The sequence below is a fragment of the Helicobacter brantae genome, assembly GCF_003364205.1.
Lineage (GTDB): Bacteria > Campylobacterota > Campylobacteria > Campylobacterales > Helicobacteraceae > Helicobacter_G > Helicobacter_G brantae.
In genome coordinates this window covers 35,826-55,872 of sequence record NZ_NXLV01000002.1, presented here as the reverse complement: position 1 = coordinate 55,872, position 20,047 = coordinate 35,826, and the positions used below count along the sequence as shown (strand labels likewise).

17 protein-coding genes and 1 pseudogene are annotated in these 20,047 nt (G+C 38.5%); 6 read left to right on the top strand and 12 right to left on the bottom strand.

The features are described from left to right. Positions 1–5: 5 nt before the first annotated feature. Genes thrB through mobA form a run of 6 tightly spaced genes read right to left on the bottom strand, consistent with a single transcriptional unit; the run spans position 6 to position 5,320 of the window. Positions 6–887, bottom strand: a complete 882-nt coding sequence (gene thrB, locus CQA58_RS01465; protein ID WP_115568944.1) for a homoserine kinase — start codon at positions 885–887, stop codon at positions 6–8. A 9-nt stretch (positions 888–896) separates the two neighbouring features. Continuing rightward, positions 897–1,358 carry a hypothetical protein gene (locus CQA58_RS01460; protein ID WP_115568943.1) on the bottom strand — a complete coding sequence of 154 codons (462 nt, stop codon included), beginning with the start codon at positions 1,356–1,358 and terminating at the stop codon, positions 897–899. Then, positions 1,336–2,232: a UDP-3-O-acyl-N-acetylglucosamine deacetylase gene (gene lpxC, locus CQA58_RS01455; protein ID WP_115568942.1), complete on the bottom strand. Its 897-nt coding sequence runs from the start codon at positions 2,230–2,232 to the stop codon at positions 1,336–1,338. Before lpxC ends, CQA58_RS01460 begins: the two co-directional genes overlap by 23 nt. Next, complete coding sequence (locus tag CQA58_RS01450; RefSeq protein ID WP_115568941.1) at positions 2,229–3,620, bottom strand: M23 family metallopeptidase; 1,392 nt, start codon at positions 3,618–3,620, stop codon at positions 2,229–2,231. The genes lpxC and CQA58_RS01450 overlap by 4 nt, the downstream gene beginning before the upstream one ends. Before the next feature lie 46 nt (positions 3,621–3,666). Then, on the bottom strand, positions 3,667–4,761 hold the full coding sequence (flhB, locus tag CQA58_RS01445) for a flagellar biosynthesis protein FlhB (RefSeq protein WP_115568940.1): 1,095 nt from the start codon (positions 4,759–4,761) through the stop codon (positions 3,667–3,669). Continuing rightward, on the bottom strand, positions 4,754–5,320 hold the full coding sequence (mobA, locus tag CQA58_RS01440) for a molybdenum cofactor guanylyltransferase MobA (protein ID WP_245942743.1): 567 nt from the start codon (positions 5,318–5,320) through the stop codon (positions 4,754–4,756). The genes flhB and mobA overlap by 8 nt, the downstream gene beginning before the upstream one ends. Positions 5,321–5,442: 122 nt before the next feature. Between mobA and moaA the strand changes: the two genes are divergently transcribed. The 3 genes from moaA to CQA58_RS01425 are packed head-to-tail and all read left to right on the top strand — an operon-like array spanning position 5,443 to position 7,975. Then, positions 5,443–6,405, top strand: a complete 963-nt coding sequence (gene moaA, locus CQA58_RS01435; protein ID WP_115568938.1) for a GTP 3',8-cyclase MoaA — start codon at positions 5,443–5,445, stop codon at positions 6,403–6,405. A 45-nt stretch (positions 6,406–6,450) separates the two neighbouring features. After that, on the top strand, positions 6,451–7,518 hold the full coding sequence (gene mqnE / locus CQA58_RS01430; RefSeq protein ID WP_115568937.1) for an aminofutalosine synthase MqnE: 1,068 nt from the start codon (positions 6,451–6,453) through the stop codon (positions 7,516–7,518). A 10-nt stretch (positions 7,519–7,528) separates the two neighbouring features. Continuing rightward, positions 7,529–7,975 (top strand): phosphoribosyltransferase, encoded by a 447-nt coding sequence (locus tag CQA58_RS01425; RefSeq protein ID WP_115568936.1) that lies wholly within the window; start codon positions 7,529–7,531, stop codon positions 7,973–7,975. On the opposite strand, the gene CQA58_RS01420 is transcribed toward CQA58_RS01425, so the two are convergent. The 3 genes and pseudogenes from CQA58_RS01420 to CQA58_RS08445 form a co-directional block, all read right to left on the bottom strand. Next, complete coding sequence (locus CQA58_RS01420; RefSeq protein ID WP_115568935.1) at positions 7,972–8,535, bottom strand: DedA family protein; 564 nt, start codon at positions 8,533–8,535, stop codon at positions 7,972–7,974. The genes CQA58_RS01425 and CQA58_RS01420 overlap by 4 nt on opposite strands. Before the next feature lie 58 nt (positions 8,536–8,593). Next, a complete protein-coding gene (locus CQA58_RS08450; RefSeq protein ID WP_245942741.1) occupies positions 8,594–9,037 on the bottom strand; it encodes a CZB domain-containing protein in 444 nt (147 codons plus the stop codon). A gap of 84 nt (positions 9,038–9,121) precedes the next feature. Then, positions 9,122–9,457 (bottom strand): annotated as a pseudogene (locus tag CQA58_RS08445) (methyl-accepting chemotaxis protein); the annotation flags it as partial. A 410-nt stretch (positions 9,458–9,867) separates the two neighbouring features. Here CQA58_RS08445 and CQA58_RS01410 point away from each other — a divergent pair. After that, entirely contained in the window at positions 9,868–10,608 is a 741-nt protein-coding gene (locus CQA58_RS01410; protein ID WP_115568933.1) for a class I SAM-dependent methyltransferase, read from the top strand. Between the two features lie 8 nt (positions 10,609–10,616). On the opposite strand, the gene ileS is transcribed toward CQA58_RS01410, so the two are convergent. Beyond that, positions 10,617–13,346: an isoleucine--tRNA ligase gene (gene ileS / locus CQA58_RS01405; RefSeq protein ID WP_115568932.1), complete on the bottom strand. Its 2,730-nt coding sequence runs from the start codon at positions 13,344–13,346 to the stop codon at positions 10,617–10,619. Positions 13,347–13,407: 61 nt separating this feature from the next. Between ileS and CQA58_RS01400 the strand changes: the two genes are divergently transcribed. Both CQA58_RS01400 and CQA58_RS01395 read left to right on the top strand, forming a co-directional pair. Then, positions 13,408–13,890, top strand: coding sequence for a methylated-DNA--[protein]-cysteine S-methyltransferase (locus tag CQA58_RS01400; protein WP_115568931.1), 483 nt, complete (start codon positions 13,408–13,410; stop codon positions 13,888–13,890). Between the two features lie 43 nt (positions 13,891–13,933). Then, positions 13,934–14,446 carry a hypothetical protein gene (locus CQA58_RS01395; RefSeq protein WP_115568930.1) on the top strand — a complete coding sequence of 171 codons (513 nt, stop codon included), beginning with the start codon at positions 13,934–13,936 and terminating at the stop codon, positions 14,444–14,446. 3 nt (positions 14,447–14,449) lie between these two features. Here the strand turns inward: CQA58_RS01395 and CQA58_RS01390 are convergent, their stop codons facing one another. Both CQA58_RS01390 and CQA58_RS01385 read right to left on the bottom strand, forming a co-directional pair. After that, on the bottom strand, positions 14,450–15,160 hold the full coding sequence (locus tag CQA58_RS01390) for a toxin-antitoxin system YwqK family antitoxin (RefSeq protein ID WP_115568929.1): 711 nt from the start codon (positions 15,158–15,160) through the stop codon (positions 14,450–14,452). Between the two features lie 166 nt (positions 15,161–15,326). Beyond that, positions 15,327–19,841 (bottom strand): autotransporter outer membrane beta-barrel domain-containing protein, encoded by a 4,515-nt coding sequence (locus CQA58_RS01385; protein ID WP_115568928.1) that lies wholly within the window; start codon positions 19,839–19,841, stop codon positions 15,327–15,329. Between the last annotated feature and the right edge of the window lie 206 nt (positions 19,842–20,047).

Genomic DNA, 20,047 nt, shown 5'->3' with positions numbered 1-20,047 from the left:
CCATTTTAGCCTTGTTTGAGAACACCCAAATTATCAAATTCAAGTGCCAAAACTCTAAAGTTTCTGAAGCGATCGGAAAGCACCTTGTGTAATTGGGGTGCATCATCGCTATAACAAAGTGAAAAAATACTTGATCCACTTCCTGAAAGTGTGCTCATCAAAGCTCCGTGATTGAGGGCTGTTTTTTGCACTTCTTTGAGGATTGGGAAAGTATCCATTCTTTGGCGTTGGTGCATCATATCTTTACTTGCAAGTTTCAAAAACTCCCATTTCCCACTCCAAAAGATTCCACTCAAAAAGCTAGAGTGAGAGAGGTTAAACACGCACTCCTCCACGCTATAACGCTTGGGGAGAATAGAGCGAGCGTATTTGGTATTCATCGCTCTATCAGGGATAACCACCACAGCTTTGAGAGTTTTTGGCAAGGTTTGTTTGAGATAGAAGACTTTATTTTTCTCTAGCATTGAGATTGTAAATCCCCCAAAAGTGGCAGGGGTGATATTATCAGGGTGATGCTCATATCTTAAAGCCTTGTTGAGAATCGCCCCTTTATCAAGGCGTTTTCCTGCAAATAAAAATGCTCCACTAATTGCCCCTACAATCATTGCTGAGCTACTTCCTAGCCCCCTTGAGATAGGGATTTGGTTGTGAAACTTAAAGGCAAAATGCTCCTCTCCTATCCCAAACTCTCTTAGAGTTTCTCTAAAAATCTTTACAAATAGATTGCTCTCATCAGCCCTCAATCTCCCCACACCCTCTCCACTGATTTGCACACTTGTTTTAGTCGCAGGGATAATCTCAAAGCGATTACGGAAGTTGAGTGATAACCCCAAACAATCAAAACCAGGCCCTAGATTTGCACTTGTGGCAGGAACGCTTATAACCAAATTCTCTCCTTATATAGGGGGTAAGACATACAAAGGCTCATTACAAGTGCCAAAATCTTCACTTCTTAGAATCTTTGGCAATGCAAAATCTTTGCACTCTACTTCTTCAAAACTCTTTAGAATGATTTCTTCCCCCTCTTTGATGAAGTATTGATTCCCAAAGGCTTTGATGGGAGAATTATCATTGAAATAAAAACAATCAAGAGAATAAAGCTTGATTCCTTGTATGATTTGCAAGGTTTGAAGAAAGATATGAGTGAGCTTAATAGCTGTAAAACTCCCCGGCCCTTTGGCATAAAAAATCCTTTTTATCTCTCTGTCTTTGATAATCTGAGCGATTTTTGTGAGGGCATTGAGGGTTTTATCTTCATATCTAAATACCTCTTTGCACTGCCCCTCTTCATAGATTCCACACAAAATCGGGGAAGAGGCTGAAATTAGAACTAAATCATTGCTCTTTTGCGTATGCATACTCCACCTCATAGCTTACCTCTTCATCAGGAAGCTCTACAAGTTCATAAGCCTCATTTTGTGCCAAAATCTGCTTAGTGAGAAGATGATTGAGGCGATGACTTCCTGCAAAGGATACATAAGTGCCAAGCAAAGGCATTCCCAAAATTGCCATATCTCCGATTGCATCAAGGATTTTGTGTCGCACAAACTCTTCTTGATACCTTAATCCCTCTTTGTTTAAAATCCCATTCTCATCTAGCACAATACAATTATTTAGCCCACCACCACGAGCAAGTCCTTTGGAACGCAAATAATTGACTTCGTGCAAAAATCCAAAAGTCCTAGCTCTAGCGATTTCTTCTTTATAAGCTTGTGTGCTAAACTCAAAACGATAGTTTTGGTGCTGAATGCTTGGGTGATCAAAGAGGATTTTGAAATCAAATACCGTTCTTTTGCTTGGCTCAATTCTCACAAATTTATCGCCATCTTTGACTTCAATAGGTTTTTTTATCTCTATGGCTTTTTTCTTGGCATCAAGGTATTCTATCCCTGCCTCATCTAGCAAGGTGCAATACGCAATAGAGCTTCCATCCATTATGGGAATCTCTTCATTATCTACACTGATTAAGAGATTGTCAATCCCATAGGCATAAATGGCTGAAAGCAAATGCTCTATGGTGCTAATGGTTACGCCATCTTTTCCAATCACGGTTGCCATTGTCGTATCTACGACATTATCAGGCTTGAGTTCGATTCTGACATTTTTATCCGTGCGAAAAAAGACAATCCCACTATTTGGGGGGAGTGGATCAAAGCTCATCTTTACTGGCACTCCTTTATGCAATCCCACACCCACGACTTCTACGTGTTTTTTTATCGTTGTTTGCTTCATCTCTGCTCCCTTAAAATAGTTTTTTGTGCCTTTTGAAAAACGCTAGTGATATTGGATTGAATCCATTTATTATCCATCCACTCAGCCAAAGAGACAAAATGCCCTTGAATGAGAATCCCAAAATGCAAATGATCTCCAAAAGCCCAACCTGTTGAGCCTGTATTGGCTAGGATTGTTCCCTCTTTGACCTTCTCTCCTAGCTTAACTCCAAATTCTGAAATGTGAGAATAGAGTGAAGCCATTCCCAAATCGTGATAGACAATGATTGTATTGCCATAGATTCCTAGCTTTTGCTCTAAGACTATAACCCCCTCATTTGAGGCAATGATAGGAGCATTTTTCACACTTGCCAAATCAAGCCCCATATGATAGGAATTGCTGATATTTTGCTCTTTATAAAAATAATGCCGACTATCAGCAAAATGCCCCACGACCATTCCTCCTTTGAGTGGATAGAATCGCTCAAAAGCGATAGGGTGAGTGATGAGATGAGGAGTGAAATCATTTGAAGCTCTAAAAATCAATCCCTCATCTTTGGCTCGGATTGTTTCATTGAGATATTTAAACTTTGAGGCTTGGTTTTCAAACTTCTCTTGTGGAGCTTGTTCCCAAAGCATTGCATCAATTTTCTCAAAATATTTATCTTGGATTTTGAGTGTAGAGTCTTTATATGGCTTTAGTCTTTTGACAATCCCTACACGATACTGGGTTTGATTGTCTGCCAAATCTGTGGCGATGATTGTGGGAGAGAATGCGTTATTTTTCACAGGCCACGCTACAAGAGTGGCATAGTAATCTTTGGCGATATAGGGAAAAGGGATAAACTCATCAACCCCATTGCTAAAGACAAGCTTTTTGAGGTTTTTCTCTTGAGCTTTAAAGACAATCAATGCACTTCCACCATAATTGATTGCATAAGAAGAGGCCAATAGCTCAACCTTTGGGGGAGTGGTATCAATACTTAGCTCGATTTTCCTTGTGGTGGTGTTGCCACTGAAAAAGTTTGCATTACTCCAATCTGTAACAGATATTTCATAGATGATTTTCTCTTCATCACAGAGTTTGCCCTGAGGGGTGGGGAGAGTGATTTTAACCTCTTTGGGTTTATCTAGCACCACTTCTTGAATATCTATAAGCCTCTCGCCATTCTCACGCACAGCAACGATTGAGTAAGATTTGATTGCACTGCTATCTTCAAAGCTGATAGGAATAGCATTTTTGGGATTCCAAAATCGCAAATCTTGGGGGATAAGAATCTTGGGAGGGACTTTTTCAAAAATATCTGAACGACTTGCAAAGTAAAGCAATGAAGCGATTGCAATGATAAAAACCACAATCACAAAACCCTTATAATTACTCTTTCTTCTATAACCTCTTACTCTTGCCATAATTACTCTCTATATTAAAAACTAAAAAATTAAAATAATATCAAAATCAATCCTCAAAATTAAAACGATTTTTCTTACCTTGCAAGCTCTCTAGTCTAATCACCTCTTTAAGAAGTGTTGCCACAGCTGCAAACATATCATCACTGATTGGCATATCCACCTCAACCCTTGCATAAAGCTCGCGTGCTAGGGGTGGGTTTTCTATCACTTGGATTTCATTCTCTCTTGCAATGGCTTTGATACGGATTGCAAGATGATCGATTCCCTTAGCCACCACCACAGGCACACCAAAGCGATCTCTATCTTCTTTGGCAAATCTAATTGCCACAGCATAATGAGTGGGGTTAGTAACTACCACAGAGGCTGAAGGGACATTTTTCATCATTCGACTCATTGCCACTTTCATTTGCATTTGTCGGATTTTTTGCTTAATCTCAGGGCTTCCTTCTTGTTGCTTATGCTCATCTTTGACTTCTTTTTTGCTCATTTTCAAAGATTTGGTGTATTGGTATTTTTTTATCATAAAGTCTGCCATTGCCAAGATTGCAAAAACCACTAGCAATACCCCAATGAGTATCATCGCTTTGTCTTTAAACCATATCATTTGATCAAAGAGATTGAGTCGCCCCATTGTAGGAAGCTCTCCCCAAAAGCCAATAAACACGGCGATTCCCACTCCAAAAGAAAGCAAGACTTTAAAGGTAATCATCAACCCCTCTAAAACCTTTTTGAGAGAGAAGACATTTTTTAGTCCATTTATGGGATTGATCTTTGAGAATTTAGGAGCAATCACCTTAGGACTAAAAAGAAATCCAAACTGCCCCACATTGCCAAAAATCCCCCCAATTATCAATCCCAAAAACATAGGAGCAATCATTTTAAAAATCTCAATCACCAAAGAAAAGCCAAGATTTAAGCTATCTTCTACACTCATTTCATTGCCAAGCAAGTGCATCACTTGATAATAAACCTTAGAGCAACCCTCAACCCAATAATTAAAAAGCAAAAAGATAAGAGCAAGTCCTATGATAAGCCCCAAAAATCCTGTAACTTCAGGACTTTTGGCGACATTGCCCTCTTCTCTTGCTTTGGCAATTTTGCGTGAGGAGGGGGCTTCGGTTTTTTCTTCTTCATCAGCCATTTTGCTCTAACCTCTTTAATGCATTTTGATAATCTTGTGGGGTGTTGAGATTGCTAAAAATACTCTCATCATCAAATTCTACAAAACCACTCTTAACCCTAGAGATAAGTTGGGACATTTTAAAGTCCTCTTTTTCTATCATCTCTTTGATAATAGGCAATGTATCATAATGATAAATCCCACAAAGATAATGGCTCTTTTGTGGGGTTTTGGCATAAAAGATTTGCTCCTCTCTTACCCTCTCAAAGAGCAAATCAATCTCCTTTTGCTCAATAAAAGGCGTATCTACACTCAAGAAAAATGCCCTTTGCTCTCTCAAACTCTCCAATGCCCTCTCTATGCCAATTAATGGGGCATAAACCTCTCCTTCTTCTTGGATAAAATGAGGAGCAAAAGAGCTAAAGGGGGTGCTATCTTTTGCCACTAAAAACACATTTTCAAATATTTTTTGCATTCTTTTATACATATATTGAGCCAAAGGGATATGGGAGAAAGGAAGCAGGGCTTTATTGCTCCCCATTCTTGAACTTTTCCCTCCACACAAAATCACGCAAGGCACTTTTTTCAAAATTTTCTCCAAAAACCTAGATTATTTCTAGCATATTAAGATTTTTTTGCTTAAACTTTGCACTTTTCGTTATATTTACAAAAATATAATGCTTGGTTATAGGAGCTTATAAAATGTTAGTTGATACCTTTGGACGAAAAATTGAATATATTCGTATATCTGTTACCAAGCAATGCAACTTTAGATGTCAGTATTGTATGCCAGATACACCTGAAGATTTTTTGGATTCTTCAATGATTCCACTTGATAAGACATTAGAGTTTTTAAAAATTGCCATTAATGAGGGGATTAAAAAGATTCGAATCACAGGGGGAGAGCCATTGCTTAGAGATGATTTGTCTGACTTTATCTCCTCTCTTAGAGCTTATAGTCCTTCAGTAGAACTTGCCCTTACTACAAATGGATTTTTTCTAAAAAAATATGCCAAAATTCTTAAAGATTCAGGACTTGATCGCCTCAATGTCTCCCTTGATACCCTCAAAGAAAATCGCCTCAAACTCATCAGCAAACGCGACGCACTTCCAAATGTGCTAGAGGGATTGCAAGAAGCCAAGAAGGTAGGGCTTCCTATCAAAATCAATATGGTTCCACTCAAAGGAGTGAATGATGATGAAGTGCTAGATATGCTTGAGTTTTGTTTGGAAAATGGCTTTATCCTTCGCTATATTGAGTTTATGGAAAACTCTCACGCAAACTCTTCTTTGAAGGGCTTAAACGAAAGAGAGATTCTTGCTCTCATCTCTCAAAAATACACCCTTTCACCCATTGAGAAACAAACCATTGGACCAGCAAAGAGCTTTAGGCTAGAAAATGGGGGAGTGTTTGGAATCATCGCCCCTCATAATGATGATTTTTGCAAAAGTTGCAATCGCATTAGACTTACAAGTGAGGGGACAATCTGCCCTTGCTTGTATTATCAAGAGGCAGTCAGTGCTAGAGAGGCGATTTTGAGTGGGGATATTACAGCGATGAAAGAGGCTCTCAAACTCTCCGTGCATAACAAACCTGAAAAAAATCAATGGGATAATGAGCAAAATCAACATAGTGCTAGAGCGTTTTATTATACAGGAGGCTAAAGAAACTGCTAAAATTTGGCTTTATTTTAATGCTTAGGGAAGATTATGGATATTTTGCAGTGTGTGATTGACAAAAAAGAGCTAACCCCCCAAGAGCTTGTCAAACTCTATGATTATGATCTCTTCACTCTTGGAGAAGTGGCTGATAAAATAAGACAAGAAAAGTTCCAAAAACAAGTTTTTTTCAATATCAATCGCCATATCAACCCTAGCAATATTTGCTCTGATGTATGCAAATTTTGTGCATTTTCAGCAAGTAGAAAAAATCCAAACGCTTATGAGATGAGTTTGGAAGAGATTATGCAAAATGTAGAAGAAGCCCACAAAAAAGGGGCAAAAGAGGTGCATATCGTCAGCTCTCACTCTCCAAACTATACTTATGAGTGGTATATGGGAATGTTTAAAGAGATTAAAAAAGCTTTCCCCTCACTTCATATCAAAGCAATGACAGCGGCTGAAGTGGATTATTTCTCAAGAAAATTTGGCAAAAGCTACTCTCAAGTGCTAGAGGATATGATTCTCTCAGGAGTGGATTCTATGCCTGGAGGTGGGGCTGAAATCTTTGATGAGGGAATTAGAGCAATCATCTGTCAGGGCAAGGTTAAATCCAATGAGTGGCTAGAGATTCACTCCCTTTGGCACAAAATGGGACGCCACAGCAATGCGACAATGCTCTTTGGACATATTGAGGAGAGAGTGCATAGAATCGAGCATATTTTGCGACTTAAGCAAATGCAAAACACCCAAAATGGGGGAGGATATAACGCCTTTATTCCACTGCTCTATCAAAAAGAAAACAACTATCTCAATGTCAAGCACTTCCCAAGTGCCCAAGAGATTCTCAAAACCATAGCCATAAGCCGAATCCTTTTGGATAATATCCCTCATATCAAAGCATATTGGGCAACTTTGGGGCTAAACCTTGCTTTGGTGGCTCAAGAGTTTGGAGCTGATGATATTGATGGGACAATCCAAGTAGAGAGTATCCAATCAAGGGCAGGGGCAAAAAGTGCCAATGGAGTCGAGCTAGAAGACTTGGTCTATAAAATCAAAGATGCAGGATTTAGCCCTGTTGAGCGAGATAGTCTATATCACATTATCAAGGTTTATTAAAGGAGAGAAAATGAAGTATTACCCTTATGAAGAGTTTTTGAGTGATGCAAGAGAGTTGTATAGCAAGATTGACAATAAGATTGGAAAGCCTGATGCGATTATTGCTATTGCTAGAGGTGGATTGACGATTGCTCATATGCTCTCACTCAGATGGGATTTGCGAGAGGTTTATACACTCAATGCCATTTCCTATCACAATGGCACTCAAGGAGAGCTTATCATCAAAAACATTCCTCAAATCCCCTCAAATTTCAAAAACATTCTTATCGTTGATGAGATTGTCGATAGTGGAAAAAGCCTTAAAGAAATCGTGCAAACTCTCTCAAATCTCAACCCCAATCACAATTTCTACACCTGTGCGATTTTCCAAAAAAGCACAGCCCAAATCCAAGCTGATTTCTTCATCAAAGCCCCTGAGGATTGGATCGATTTCTTTTGGGAGAGGGATATGTTCTAAGATTTTTTCTTAGACTTTATCCAAAGAGTTAAGAGTATCCCACCCACAAGCGTGAATAAGAATAAAGGCATAATATAAGGATAGCTTTGAATCTTCTCAAACACTGCCACAGCCATATCTGAAGCCCAATAAGAGCATAGCCCAATACTCACAGCCCACAGCAAACACGCCAAAGCGTTAAAAAAGAAAAATTTCTTGAATGAATAGCGACTAAGCCCAATAGCTAGGGGTAAAATCGTCTTAAATCCATAGATGAATTTATTGATAAAAATCAGCAAGATTCCATAACGCCTTAGATAGAGATACACTAGGGCGATTTTCCTTTTGTGCTTGTGGAGGTATTTTTGGAAATCTTGCTTTTGATATCTTGAGAGATAAGCTAGAAGCATACTTCCTGCGATATTCCCTAAACACGCTATGAGGATAGAGAGGGACAAATCAAGCTTTCCAAGAGCTGAAAGCACTCCTGCTGCCACAATCCCCACAAATCCCCCACCCATTGAATACACAAACAAAACGATATAACCATAAGTTTGAATATCATTCAAAGTTTCTTGCATTTTCTACTCCAATCAATTATAAGAATGGTTATCATTTTACAATATCTTGGTTGCTCTATCAAGAGTTTTCTTTGTTTTCTTGCTCCCTTTTTTGCTCTCTTTTGTGATCAAGCTCCATTTTTTCATCAAGCAATTTATCCAAAATTGCCACCACCTCATCAGAAGCACTCTCGCCTAGTTTGAAGCTCTCCATCATTTTCTCTGCTCCACCCTCTAGCCCCCTTTCTTTAAATAGTCTAACTGCTTCTTTGAATGAATTATGCACTGAGGCGTGAGAATTCTCAAGACTTGCATAGTGGGGTAAATGCCCAAACTGCACTTTTCCAATGCCACTCTCATACCATTTACCCAATCTGCAATCGTGATGAGAGGCAAGTTTAAGCTCTTTGTCATCTTCGATAATTGCCTTGTAAGTGTTGATTTTGAACAGCAAGTGATCAAGCTTGACAAGTCCGATAAATGTCGCATCAAGCACATTTTCTGAATCCTCTCCTATATGCATAGAGTTCTCTCCCACCTCTCCAAACTTCTCAACCTCATCTCCGATATTGCCCATTTCTTTGGCAATCTCCCCTGTGGAGATTTGCACATCTGAGAAATTTTGCTTGAGGATTTGGATATTTGCCTCAATCTCTTTAGTGGCATTTTGGGCTTTTTCAGCTAGTTTTCTTACCTCATCAGCCACCACAGCAAACCCTCTTCCATGCTCCCCTGCCCTTGCAGCCTCAATAGCGGCATTGAGTGCCAAGAGATTTGTCTGATCACTTACTCCAGTGATGAGATTGATAATATCTGTGATTGAATCCAAATCTTTATAAACTTGATTGATAAGCACTTGGAATTTCTCTAGCTTTTCTTTGGCATTTACCACGGTGCTTGAAATGCTCTGCTCTAGCTCTTTGGTTTGCTTGAAATTCTGCATAGAAGTATCTTTCGTGCCCTCTAGCATTTTCACAGAATCTGCAAAATTCTCCTGAAGAATTTTGAGGTTTTTAGAGCAAGATAGTGTCATCATCTTAAACATTTCATTATAAAACTTTGTAAGCTCCTGATCGTTGTGAGATTGTGAGGCTTGAAGTCTTGAAAGCTCGTTTTCTTTTTGAAGAAGTGAGCCTTGCAACTCTTGGTTTTTCTCTTGCAACTCTTTAACAAGTTGCTCTAATTGCTGTTCTCTTTTGGAGCGTCCAAACATATATCTGCCTTTTATTGGGATTTTGGGGAATTATAGCTAATTATAGAGAAGGATTGGCATTCCCTAAAAAAATGCTTTTTGTTTTTCACAGCAAACGATTTCAACAATTGATATAATTCAAAAAACACAAAAGGAAACTTATGGGAAAGAAAATAATTTATGATGAAAACTTTTATTTGCAACAATACGAAGGGAGTTTAAAATCTGCTAGAGAAATTCTCCATGAAATCAGAAAAGTATTTCCACAAATTCAAAGCATTATCGATGTTGGTTGTGGTGTAGGTACTTGGCTAAAAGCTTGGAAGGAAATTGATAACAACATAAGAGTCTTAGGAATAGATGGAAATGAGGTGACTCAATCTTACAGCTTCTTAAAGAGTGATGAATATCGACAAGCAAATCTCACAGACAGTGCCTCTTCCATCATTAAAAACCTTGATCTTGGGGGGGGGGGATATGACCTAGTTCAATCTCTTGAAGTTGCAGAACATTTAGATCAACAATACTCTAAAAATTTTATAACCCTACTCACTTCACTTTCAAAGATTGTTCTGTTTTCTGCCGCAATTCCATTTCAAGGAGGGGTTCACCATGTTAATGAACAAGCTCCAAAATATTGGGCTGACTTGTTTATGGAGCGTGATTTTTTCTGCTTTGATATTCTAAGAGATCGTTTATGGAACAATACAAATATAGATTATTGGTATCGACAAAACATTATGCTTTTTGTTCATAAAGACAAGGTTGGTGAGCTTGAAAATTTATCTTTTGCTCCAACAAATCATCCTAGATATTTAATTGCTCCAGAACTTTGGGAATTCATGGCAGGAAAAACCCAAAAAAAGAGAAAAATTTTTAATTTTTTATCCAAAAAAGCATAGAAGAGGAGCTAGTTTCCTAGCACCTCAGCACATCGCTCACAAGGCGTGTTTTCATCGATTGAAAGATATCGCCAACATCTAGGGCATTTGGATTTTGTGGCTTTAAGAAGTATGAAGCTCTTGCCATTGAGCTCAAAACTTGCCACTCTCTCACCCTCGCCCTTTTTGACACTCTCAGACACGATAAGCCATACATCAAGAGCTTCAAAATCATAATCACTCTCTACCACTAGCTCTAGTGAGCTTTTGATTTTACCCTCTTGCTTGAGGGTGTTAAGAGTGGATTCAAAAGCATTTTTAATCTCTAGCAACTCTGTGAAATCCTCATTGACTTCATAGCGATAAGGAGAGCGTGTGAGGGAGAATACATCTTTGATTTTGCCCTCAGTGATTGCCTCACTTGCATAGCTCAAAGCTTCATTTGCTGTATATGTCAAAATCGGAGCGATAGAAAATAGCATTTCTCTAGCAATGATTGCCATCACACTTACACTTGCCTCTCTGCCCTTGCTTCCGACTTTATCACAATACAGACTATCTTTGCAAAGCTCAAGATAAATCCCACTTAGCTCGTTTGTGATGAAGTTTTGCAAGATTGACAATCCTTTGACAAAGTCAAATTCTTGGAAACACTCTTGCACTTTATCAAAAGTCTGCATCGCCACTTGATAAGCCCATCTATCGATTTTTGAGAAGCTCTCAAGTCCTAAAATCTCTTTGCATTCATTGGTGTTTGCAAGAAGGAATCTAATCGTATTTCGGATTTTTCTATAAGTTTCTGCGACTTGTTTAAAAGTGGATTTTGCTACCCTTAAGTCATTTTGATAATCACTACTTGCCACCCATAGTCTTAAAATCTCACTTCCAAACTCTTTGATAACCTCATCAGGGAGAATCACATTGCCTTTGCTTTTGCTCATCTTTTCATCATTTTCATCAACCGTAAAGCCGTGAGTTAGCACGATTGAGAAAGGGGCTTTGGCATTAATCGCACAAGAGACTAGAAGTGAGCTTTGAAACCACCCTCTATGCTGATCGCTTCCCTCAAGATAGAGGTTTGCAGGGTAATTTCCTGCGTTATATTTGCTTGATTGAAGCACAGCTTTCCAAGTGCTTCCACTATCAAACCACACATCTAAAATATCTACATTCTTCTCTAGCTCCCCTGCTCTATGCGCTAGACTTGGGGGCAAAAGCTCCTCAATGCTCTTGCTCCACCACGCATCACACCCCTCTTCTCTAAAAATGCTTTGGATATGCTCCATTACTTCCTTATCCAAAAGGGCTTCCCCACTCTTTTTATCGATAAAAAACGCAATAGGCACACCCCAATCCCTCTGTCTTGAGATACACCAATCAGGGCGATTTTCAATCATTGTTTTAAGTCGATTCTTTCCACTTGAGGGATAAAACTCCACTTTTTCTAGCTCTTCTAGTGCCACCTCTCTCAAAGTCTTGCCATTATAAAAAGGCTTATCCATAAGGATAAACCACTGCGTTGTAGCTCGGAAAATCACGGGTTGGTGAGTCCTCCAGCAATGTGGATAGGAGTGTTTGATTTTGGTGTGTTTAAGGAGTGAATCCCCTAGAAGTGCCATAATCTTTTCTTGAGATTGGAAGATATTTTTCCCCAAAAACTCTTTATCAAGCAATCCCTCAAGCACGATGAGTTCGTTGTAATTCCCCTCATCATCGACAGGCACAAGGGTGGGAAGCGAGTATTTTAGCCCCACTTTATAGTCATCTTCCCCATGCCCTGTGGCAGTATGCACACATCCACTCCCATCTCCCATACTTACATGCTCTCCTAGGATAATCAAACTCTCACGCCCATTGAGGGGGTTTATGGCTTTGAGTCTTTCAAGGCTATTGGAATTGAACTCTTTGAGGATTTTTGAGCTTTTTAGGACATTTTTTTGTACCAAACTCTCTAGTAATTCCTTAGCAACGATATATCCCTCTTCATTTAATACATAAGTCTCATTAGGCTTCAAGGCAATCGCCACATTAGCAGGAAGCGTCCAAGGAGTCGTCGTCCAAATCACAAAAGACGCTTTCTCTACCCCTAGCTTTGCCTTATCTCCCTCACTCAAAGCAAAAGCTACAAAGATAGAATCACTCTCTTTCTCTTGATACTCCACTTCAGCCTCAGCCAATGCACTCTTAGCCGCCCAACTCCAATAAATAGGCTTATAGCGTTGAGCCAAAAGCCCATTTTGAGCGATGAGGCAGAGGGCTTCATAGATATCAGCCTCAAAGTCAAAATCCATAGTCTTATAAGGATTGTCAAAATCCCCCAAAACCCCTAGAGATTGAAACTCTTGACTTTGGATTGCGATAAAGTCCCTTGCCCAATCACGGCAAAGCTCTCGCACTTTGGCTTTGGGGAGAGAATCCTTTTTTTCTTTACCGATTTTTTTCTCTACTTGTTGCTCGATAGGTAATCCGTGGCAATCCCAACCGGGGGTATAGTAGGGATATTGTCCTTGAAAATAATGAAACTTTACGATGATGTCTTTGAGGATTTTGTTGATTGCGTGTCCGATGTGAAGATGTCCATTGGCATAGGGAGGTCCATCGTGGAGTGTGAAGCTATTTTGGGGGTTTCTTTGGCTTTGCATATGAGAAAATGCTTTTTGCTCTTGCCATTTTTTGTAAGTGCTAGGCTCATTGCTAGGGAGATTTCCACGCATTGGAAAATCAGTCTGAGGGAGATTCATACTTTCTTTGTAATCCATTTCTTAAATCCTTGGAGTAAAATCAAATATGAGATTTTAACAAACCTAGTAGAGAGTAGAGATGTATTATCAAATTTTTCACACCCTTATGGGTGATTTTTTTGCTTTAGAGTCCAAAGGGAAGATAACAATCTTGCACCAAAATCTCTCACTCCTTCCCCCAAATGCCAAACTCTGCACCACTGCACTGCTTGAGAAATGCATAAATGAGGTGGATTGCTATCTTAGAGGAGAGCTAAAAGAATTTTCTCTCCCCTTTGCTCTAAGTGGAAGCAAGTTTGAGAGAGAAGTCTATCAAGCCCTCTTAAGCGTAAGATATGGAAAAATCACGACATATCAAAGTCTAGCTTTGGCAATCAACTCCCCTCACTCTTGCAGAGCTATTGGCAATGCCTTAGCCAAAAATCCACTGCTTCTCCTTATCCCCTGTCATCGTGTGATTTGCAAAAATGGCAAACTCGGAGGATATGTGCTAGGGGAAGAGAAAAAGAGGGAGCTTTTGGAATTAGAAAAAAACTATAACTTAAAAATGTCAATCTCTTAAAAATTGCTATAATGTTTTAGTTAAAAACAGCAAGGACAAAACAATGCTTCAAAAGATTCTTAAATATTTTTCACTATTATTATGTGGTATTACTTTTTATGGTTGCTCTACTGCTTGGAGTGATTATTATACTGCCATTATGACGCCTGAAGAAGTAATGGAGTTAAAGGATCAGGGAAAGATTGGTGATGTAAAGCAAGTTGATATAAAAATTGTTTCAGATTCTGAATTTTTTGACAAATTAGAACTTTATAAAGAGAGGTGTTATTATATTGGGTATAGTGCCTTTAATGGCTCATATGAGAATCCAAAATCTGCACGAGAAAAAGCAAAAAGCATCGGTGCAAATACCATTCTTGCCTATGTAAAATATACAAATACAGAACATGGGAGCTATACATATTTACAACCCACACAAGAAACAACATATTTTTATGGAAATAATGGTTATGGAGGGTATTCAGGAAGCTCAACAACATATGGAAGTGTTCCGGTAACACAATACTATTCAACAAAAAAATACGACCATGTTATGGGATTTTTTTATTGCGACTAGCCATTATTGACAAACGCTATATGCAATCCCTTTTGCTTTTTTTATCCTTAAATAGTGTGCTATTGTCAATTTCTTGCCATTGGCACACTCTCCATAAATCAAGTTATCCTCATCAAAATTTGCCTTTATTGTAAAAAGCAATTTTCCATTCTTGTCATATTGTTTAACGATTCTTATATTGTCTTTCAAATACTCAATTTCTTCTGCTAAATCTCCATTAGAATAAAAACGAGTGTAATTAGAAGGTAAATCATTTTGATATACCATAATCTCCGATAGTCCTCCATCAGCAAAATAGCCTTGCATTTTATTGTCCCAAATTATTTCATCTTGTTTTCTAAAAACCTTTCTTTCATAATAAGAATCATCTCTTGCACTTGTAACCCTTATAACGCATTCATCCTCTGTCTGACAAGAGGCTTGAAGTATTTCTTTGAGTCTGCCATTTTTATAAAAAAAGTTACCAATCATGGGTATGCCTTTTTTAAATTTTATTTCACTCTGAAGTTTTTCGTTCTCATAGTAGATTTTTTGTATTCCATGAATTACACCATTCTTATAAGGTATTTCATTTTTCATCATTTGTTTTGTATTTTCATCAAAAACTTTTTTTATCTCGACGCACCCTTTTTGTCTATCTTCATCGGTCTTACACTCTATGGCATATATTTTCAAAATAGGTAAGCACAACAATAAAAATATTACATTTTTCATACAAAGCTCCAAATAATGGGGAATAAAAATGTATTGTATAAAAATTCAATCATTCTTGACAATACAAAAAACTTTTGGGATTGAGAAGGTTGGTATTTTTTCTAGCTTCAAGCCCAAAGGCTTGAGGTTAGGGAAGTTAGGCTTAGAGGGAGTTTCCCTCTAAAGATTATTTAGAGATTTTCTCTCCAAAGCTATATCTTACACCCACGTTGATTTGGTAGTTTGTATTGATTTTTCCACCAAAGCTCTTCTCAAAGTCAAGATAGAGTCTTGTTGCGTCTTTGATATCAATATTTGATCCTACATTCAGAACAAATCTTCCATCTGACTTGACAGAATTAAAGAGTTTTTCAGAGTTTGAAGCACTCTCAGAAGTTATATCTCCACCACTGATATAATCATAAGTATATGATCCCATTGCATAAAATGAAGCTAGGAAGCTCTCATTTTCTCCTTTGAGTTTATAGGAAGCTTGAAGTCCTAGTCTATTTCTCCAAGTATTTGTCGCATCTTGTGTGCTTTTGAGCTCACTTCCATCACTCCTTGTAGCTGTCATACTTGATCCTCCAAGATAAGCATAAGTAGTTTCAAATTGAGGTGTGAGATAGAATCCTGCTCCTACATCTGCCTCATAACCCACTTCTTGAGAGAGGATAAATGAAGTGTTTGTTGTATCCGAGAGAGAATACTCTGAGCTTGAGTTTGTATTTGACATATAAGAGAGTTTGAGGATACTATCTGTATAAAGCCCACTATCTTGAACATATGCGAAATACACTCCTGCCTCTACTCCATTTCCTTTGGTTTCATTGATTACACCACTAGTCTTGCTATTGAGGTAAGAGAGAGCAAATCCAAGATAGCTATTTGAGTTGGCATCACTGCTGAGGTTGTAGTCATAACCTGCTTGGATTGTGGTGTAGTTTGTCAAGCTTGCATCTTCAAAGTTTGATTCTACCTCTCCATTAAACACCCTTGCCCAAAGTCCATGAGCGTGAGAGTTTTCTCTAAGCTCACCCATACGCTTATTGAGGTTGTTGAAGTTTGCTGAAGTTACAGATGAAGAGGCATTCTGAGTAGCACCCACTTGTCTTGCTCTTTGCTGATTGAGTCTGAAAGATTGCTTATCAGGGATTTTTCCGACATAGTAGGCTTTATCTCCCTCATCGTGGCGAGTGATTTCAATATTTCCAATATCAAATCCTACTTCTGTTTGGATTGTGGCACGCTTTTGATTTGTATCCAATTCATTGAAAACCACCTTATCTTTGGCATTTCCACCTACTTCTGCCAAGATGACATATTTTGTAGGATTATCTACCGTTCTAAGTGCGACTTTGAGTGTGTTGTTTTGTGGTGTTGTGGTTGCCGTGTCATTGATGATAATTCTATCACTTCCACCTACCCACGCTTGATTTTTGCTAGGCTGATAAGCTCTTCCATCAAAGCTTGTCGTGTCAATACTTGCTGTGCCATTAGCATAAAGCAAGACATTTGCTCCACTTCCATTCCAAGAATTGATAGTGAGTTTTCTGAGTTGTAAGTTGCTTGTGCTTCTTTGAGTTGTCCCTACAAGATTGATTGTTGAGCCACTTGTGATATCAAGTCTTTGGATATTTCCATTTCCTGCATTTAAGATTAGGTTTGCATTGTTTCCTTTCATTGCAAGATTTACTCTTCCATCAATCGCCATTGCTTCTTTGCCATTGGCATATCTGGCTGAAAGTGTCATCGTCTTGCCACCTTGAAGGTCAATAGAAGTGTTTGAAGCTCCATAAATTGCTTTGGCGTTGTTGCCTTGAACGCTAATATTGACATTACCAAATGTATGTTTCAATCCTTCAATTTTACTAAAGATTCCATACTTATCCGATCCATTTAGCACCCCAAAAATAAGACTTGTATTATTGATTGTCAAATCCGATTCCCAAGCACGAATTCCTAGTTTATCCCCACCTGTTGAGGAAATATTTTTAAACTCAATCTTTCCTCCACCCTGAATTGTCGCATTGCTTCCATTATTGAGCCACAATCCAATCGCTCTATTTTGTGCTGAAAGGCTATAGAAATGCACAAAGCTAGAGCTATCGACATTGAGTGTCAGAGAACCTGCTTTGATACCATAGGCATTTCCGCTATGACTTGAAATAGAATCAAACCACAAATGATTTCCACTCACGACATTGATTGTAGAGTTTTGCCCATCTGAGACAATCCCTCCTGCAAAGTGATTGGAAGAGTCGCCTTGATGAGAAATGCTTTTGAATGCCACATTACTTCCTGAACCACTGAAGCTGACATTGGCATTGTTGCCATAAGTGTAGATCCCCATTGCATTGCCATTTTGAGATCTAATCTGCTCAAACACAATACGATCGGAGCTTGAAGCACCTGCAAGATTGACACTAAGATTATTGCTTACTCTGATTCCATTTGCTTCTCTATCAGAAGTAATGGATTTGAAATAAATTTGTCCATTGCCATTGGCTGTAAGGGATACAGAATTTGCTTCAAGTCCTATGGCAATATTGTTGCTTGAAGCAATGCTTTCAAACCTAATGCTTGAATTTCTTCCTGCACTTGCTTGGATACTTGAAGCTGAGATTCCCACACTCTTTCCTCCACCACTCAAGCTTGAAAATAGCACTCTTGAGCCTTCAGTGGCTGAGATTGTGGCATTTACTCTTGTTTTAAGTCCATAGGCTGTATTGTTTGCACGGATAGTTCCAAACTTCAAAAGACTTGCATTATCCACAGAAATATTGAGCATATCTGCTACTCTCATTCCAAATGCATCATCATAAGAGATGATATTGTTGAAAGCAAGTTCATGCCCTCCAAGCACTTCAAGAGTCGTATCATAGCTATCTACGACAATACCTGCTGCAGCATAAACACGATCGCCAAACTCTCCTGTATATTCAATCCTCTCAAATGTCGTTCTTCCCCCACCTTTGAAGTGGAATAATCCTGTGCGTGGTGTATAGATACCAATTGCATTATGCCCTTGAGATTGAATGTTTCTAAAGATTGTGCTTGAACCTTTTCTGCTCTGATAAGGGTCGTTAGTGTGATCAATAGTTAGGCTATTTTCTACCCTAATTCCACTAGCCTCTGATCTTGATGAGATATTTTCAAACACTATTCTTCCACCTATTTCTGGAGTGATAATGACAGATCTTCCCGAAGAAATCCCCACAGCCTTCTCCCCTTGTCGTCCTCCTGCATAAATACTATTAAATGCAACCACTCCATTGGATTGAGGGCGTATGGTTACTCCATAATTTCCAAAGATACCATAAGCATTTGCTCCTTGAATAGAAGCAAAGGTAATCTGTCCTCCATGTGTGGCATTGATTTGCACAGCTCGATCAGTCATAATTCCATAGGCATTGCCACTGGGATTAGCTCCTTGCATATTTGCAGAAATAGCTCCCATTCCAAAAACAGCATTCTGACCTAAAGATTCTAGAGTGAGATTTTTATCTGTTTGAATCCCATAGACATTTGAGCGATTTGAGTAGATTCTATTGATTGCAAAGTTTGAGCCATCACGAACGACAATATGAGCATAACTGCTAGGGTTACCATATCCACTAAGAGAGCCTACAATCCTCAAACCATTGGCTTCTCCTCCACTAGAGACATCAGTAGTAGTGATTCTTGAAGCACTATAGAGATTTATATTGACATTTCCACTATTGACTGCAATCAAAGATGAAGAGCTTACTGAGGTAAGAGTATTGAGAGCAATACTTGCACCATTTTCAAGCGTTAGATTAAGATTTCCACGATTAACCCCAATGAGTGTGGAGGATTGCTGAGAGGTTATGACATTGGCACGCAATGTAGATTTTCCCACAATTCTAATGGCTGTATTTCCCTCAGCACTCACCAAAGCGGCATTGCCATTCAATCCTTTAATATAATTGAAATAAATCCCCCCTGCTTCCTTGCCTTCTTGCTTCCAAGGAGCATTTTGTCTAATATCTAAGAAGTTCTCTCCTGCATTGCCTTGAAATCTAATCCCATAAGCCTCTCTTCCTTGCAAAGTATTCTCAAACTTGACAATTGCTGATGTATATGGTGCACTCTCTTTATCAGAGATTTGAATAAAACTTCTTGAAGTAATTCCACCTTTGCTTAAAAATCCATAAGCAACTCCATTGCTACTCTCAACCACATCTTGAAAAACAATCCGTCCCACATTGAGGGCAAAATTGCTCTTCTCAGCCACAAATCCTGCCACAGAAGTTCTACCTGATATTCTCTCCCTAAAGAGCATATTCGCACTTTCTTCTGCACTATCTTGGTGAAGAGTAAGACTTAAAGAATTGTCTTTAAGATAGATAGCTGTCATTGAAGAGTTTGTAGACATTAGATGAAACAAAAAAGTTGTATCAATAAACTTAACACTATTGTAAGAGCTTCTTTCAAAAATGATTCCATAGCCTGTTTTGTTGGTATTGTAAAAAGGCTGAGCAACGATTTTTAAATTGACTGCATTTGGATTGAGAGTAAAGCGTTTGCCCCCATAGAAATTGACACCCTTCATATTTCCAATAATGGTTGTTCCACCATTCCACCCTGTGTAATTCACCTGCTGTGTTACTCTAGCTTCCACAACTCCACACGCCAAAGCCCCGACTAATGCCGTCGCAACCAAAGGTCTAAAACTCATAGTTTTCCTCCATATGATAGTTTCCTTACTTTCTCCTTATGAAAGTATGTATTTTCATTCTACACAAAAAAATCCTTATTTTTTCATTTTTTATGAAAATATTTCTAATTCATTTAGAATTTATTACTTTTATTAGTATAAATGAAATCTATTCTTATAATCAAATTTATATATTTTTAAACTAATTTTTTACAGATTCGCTGTAA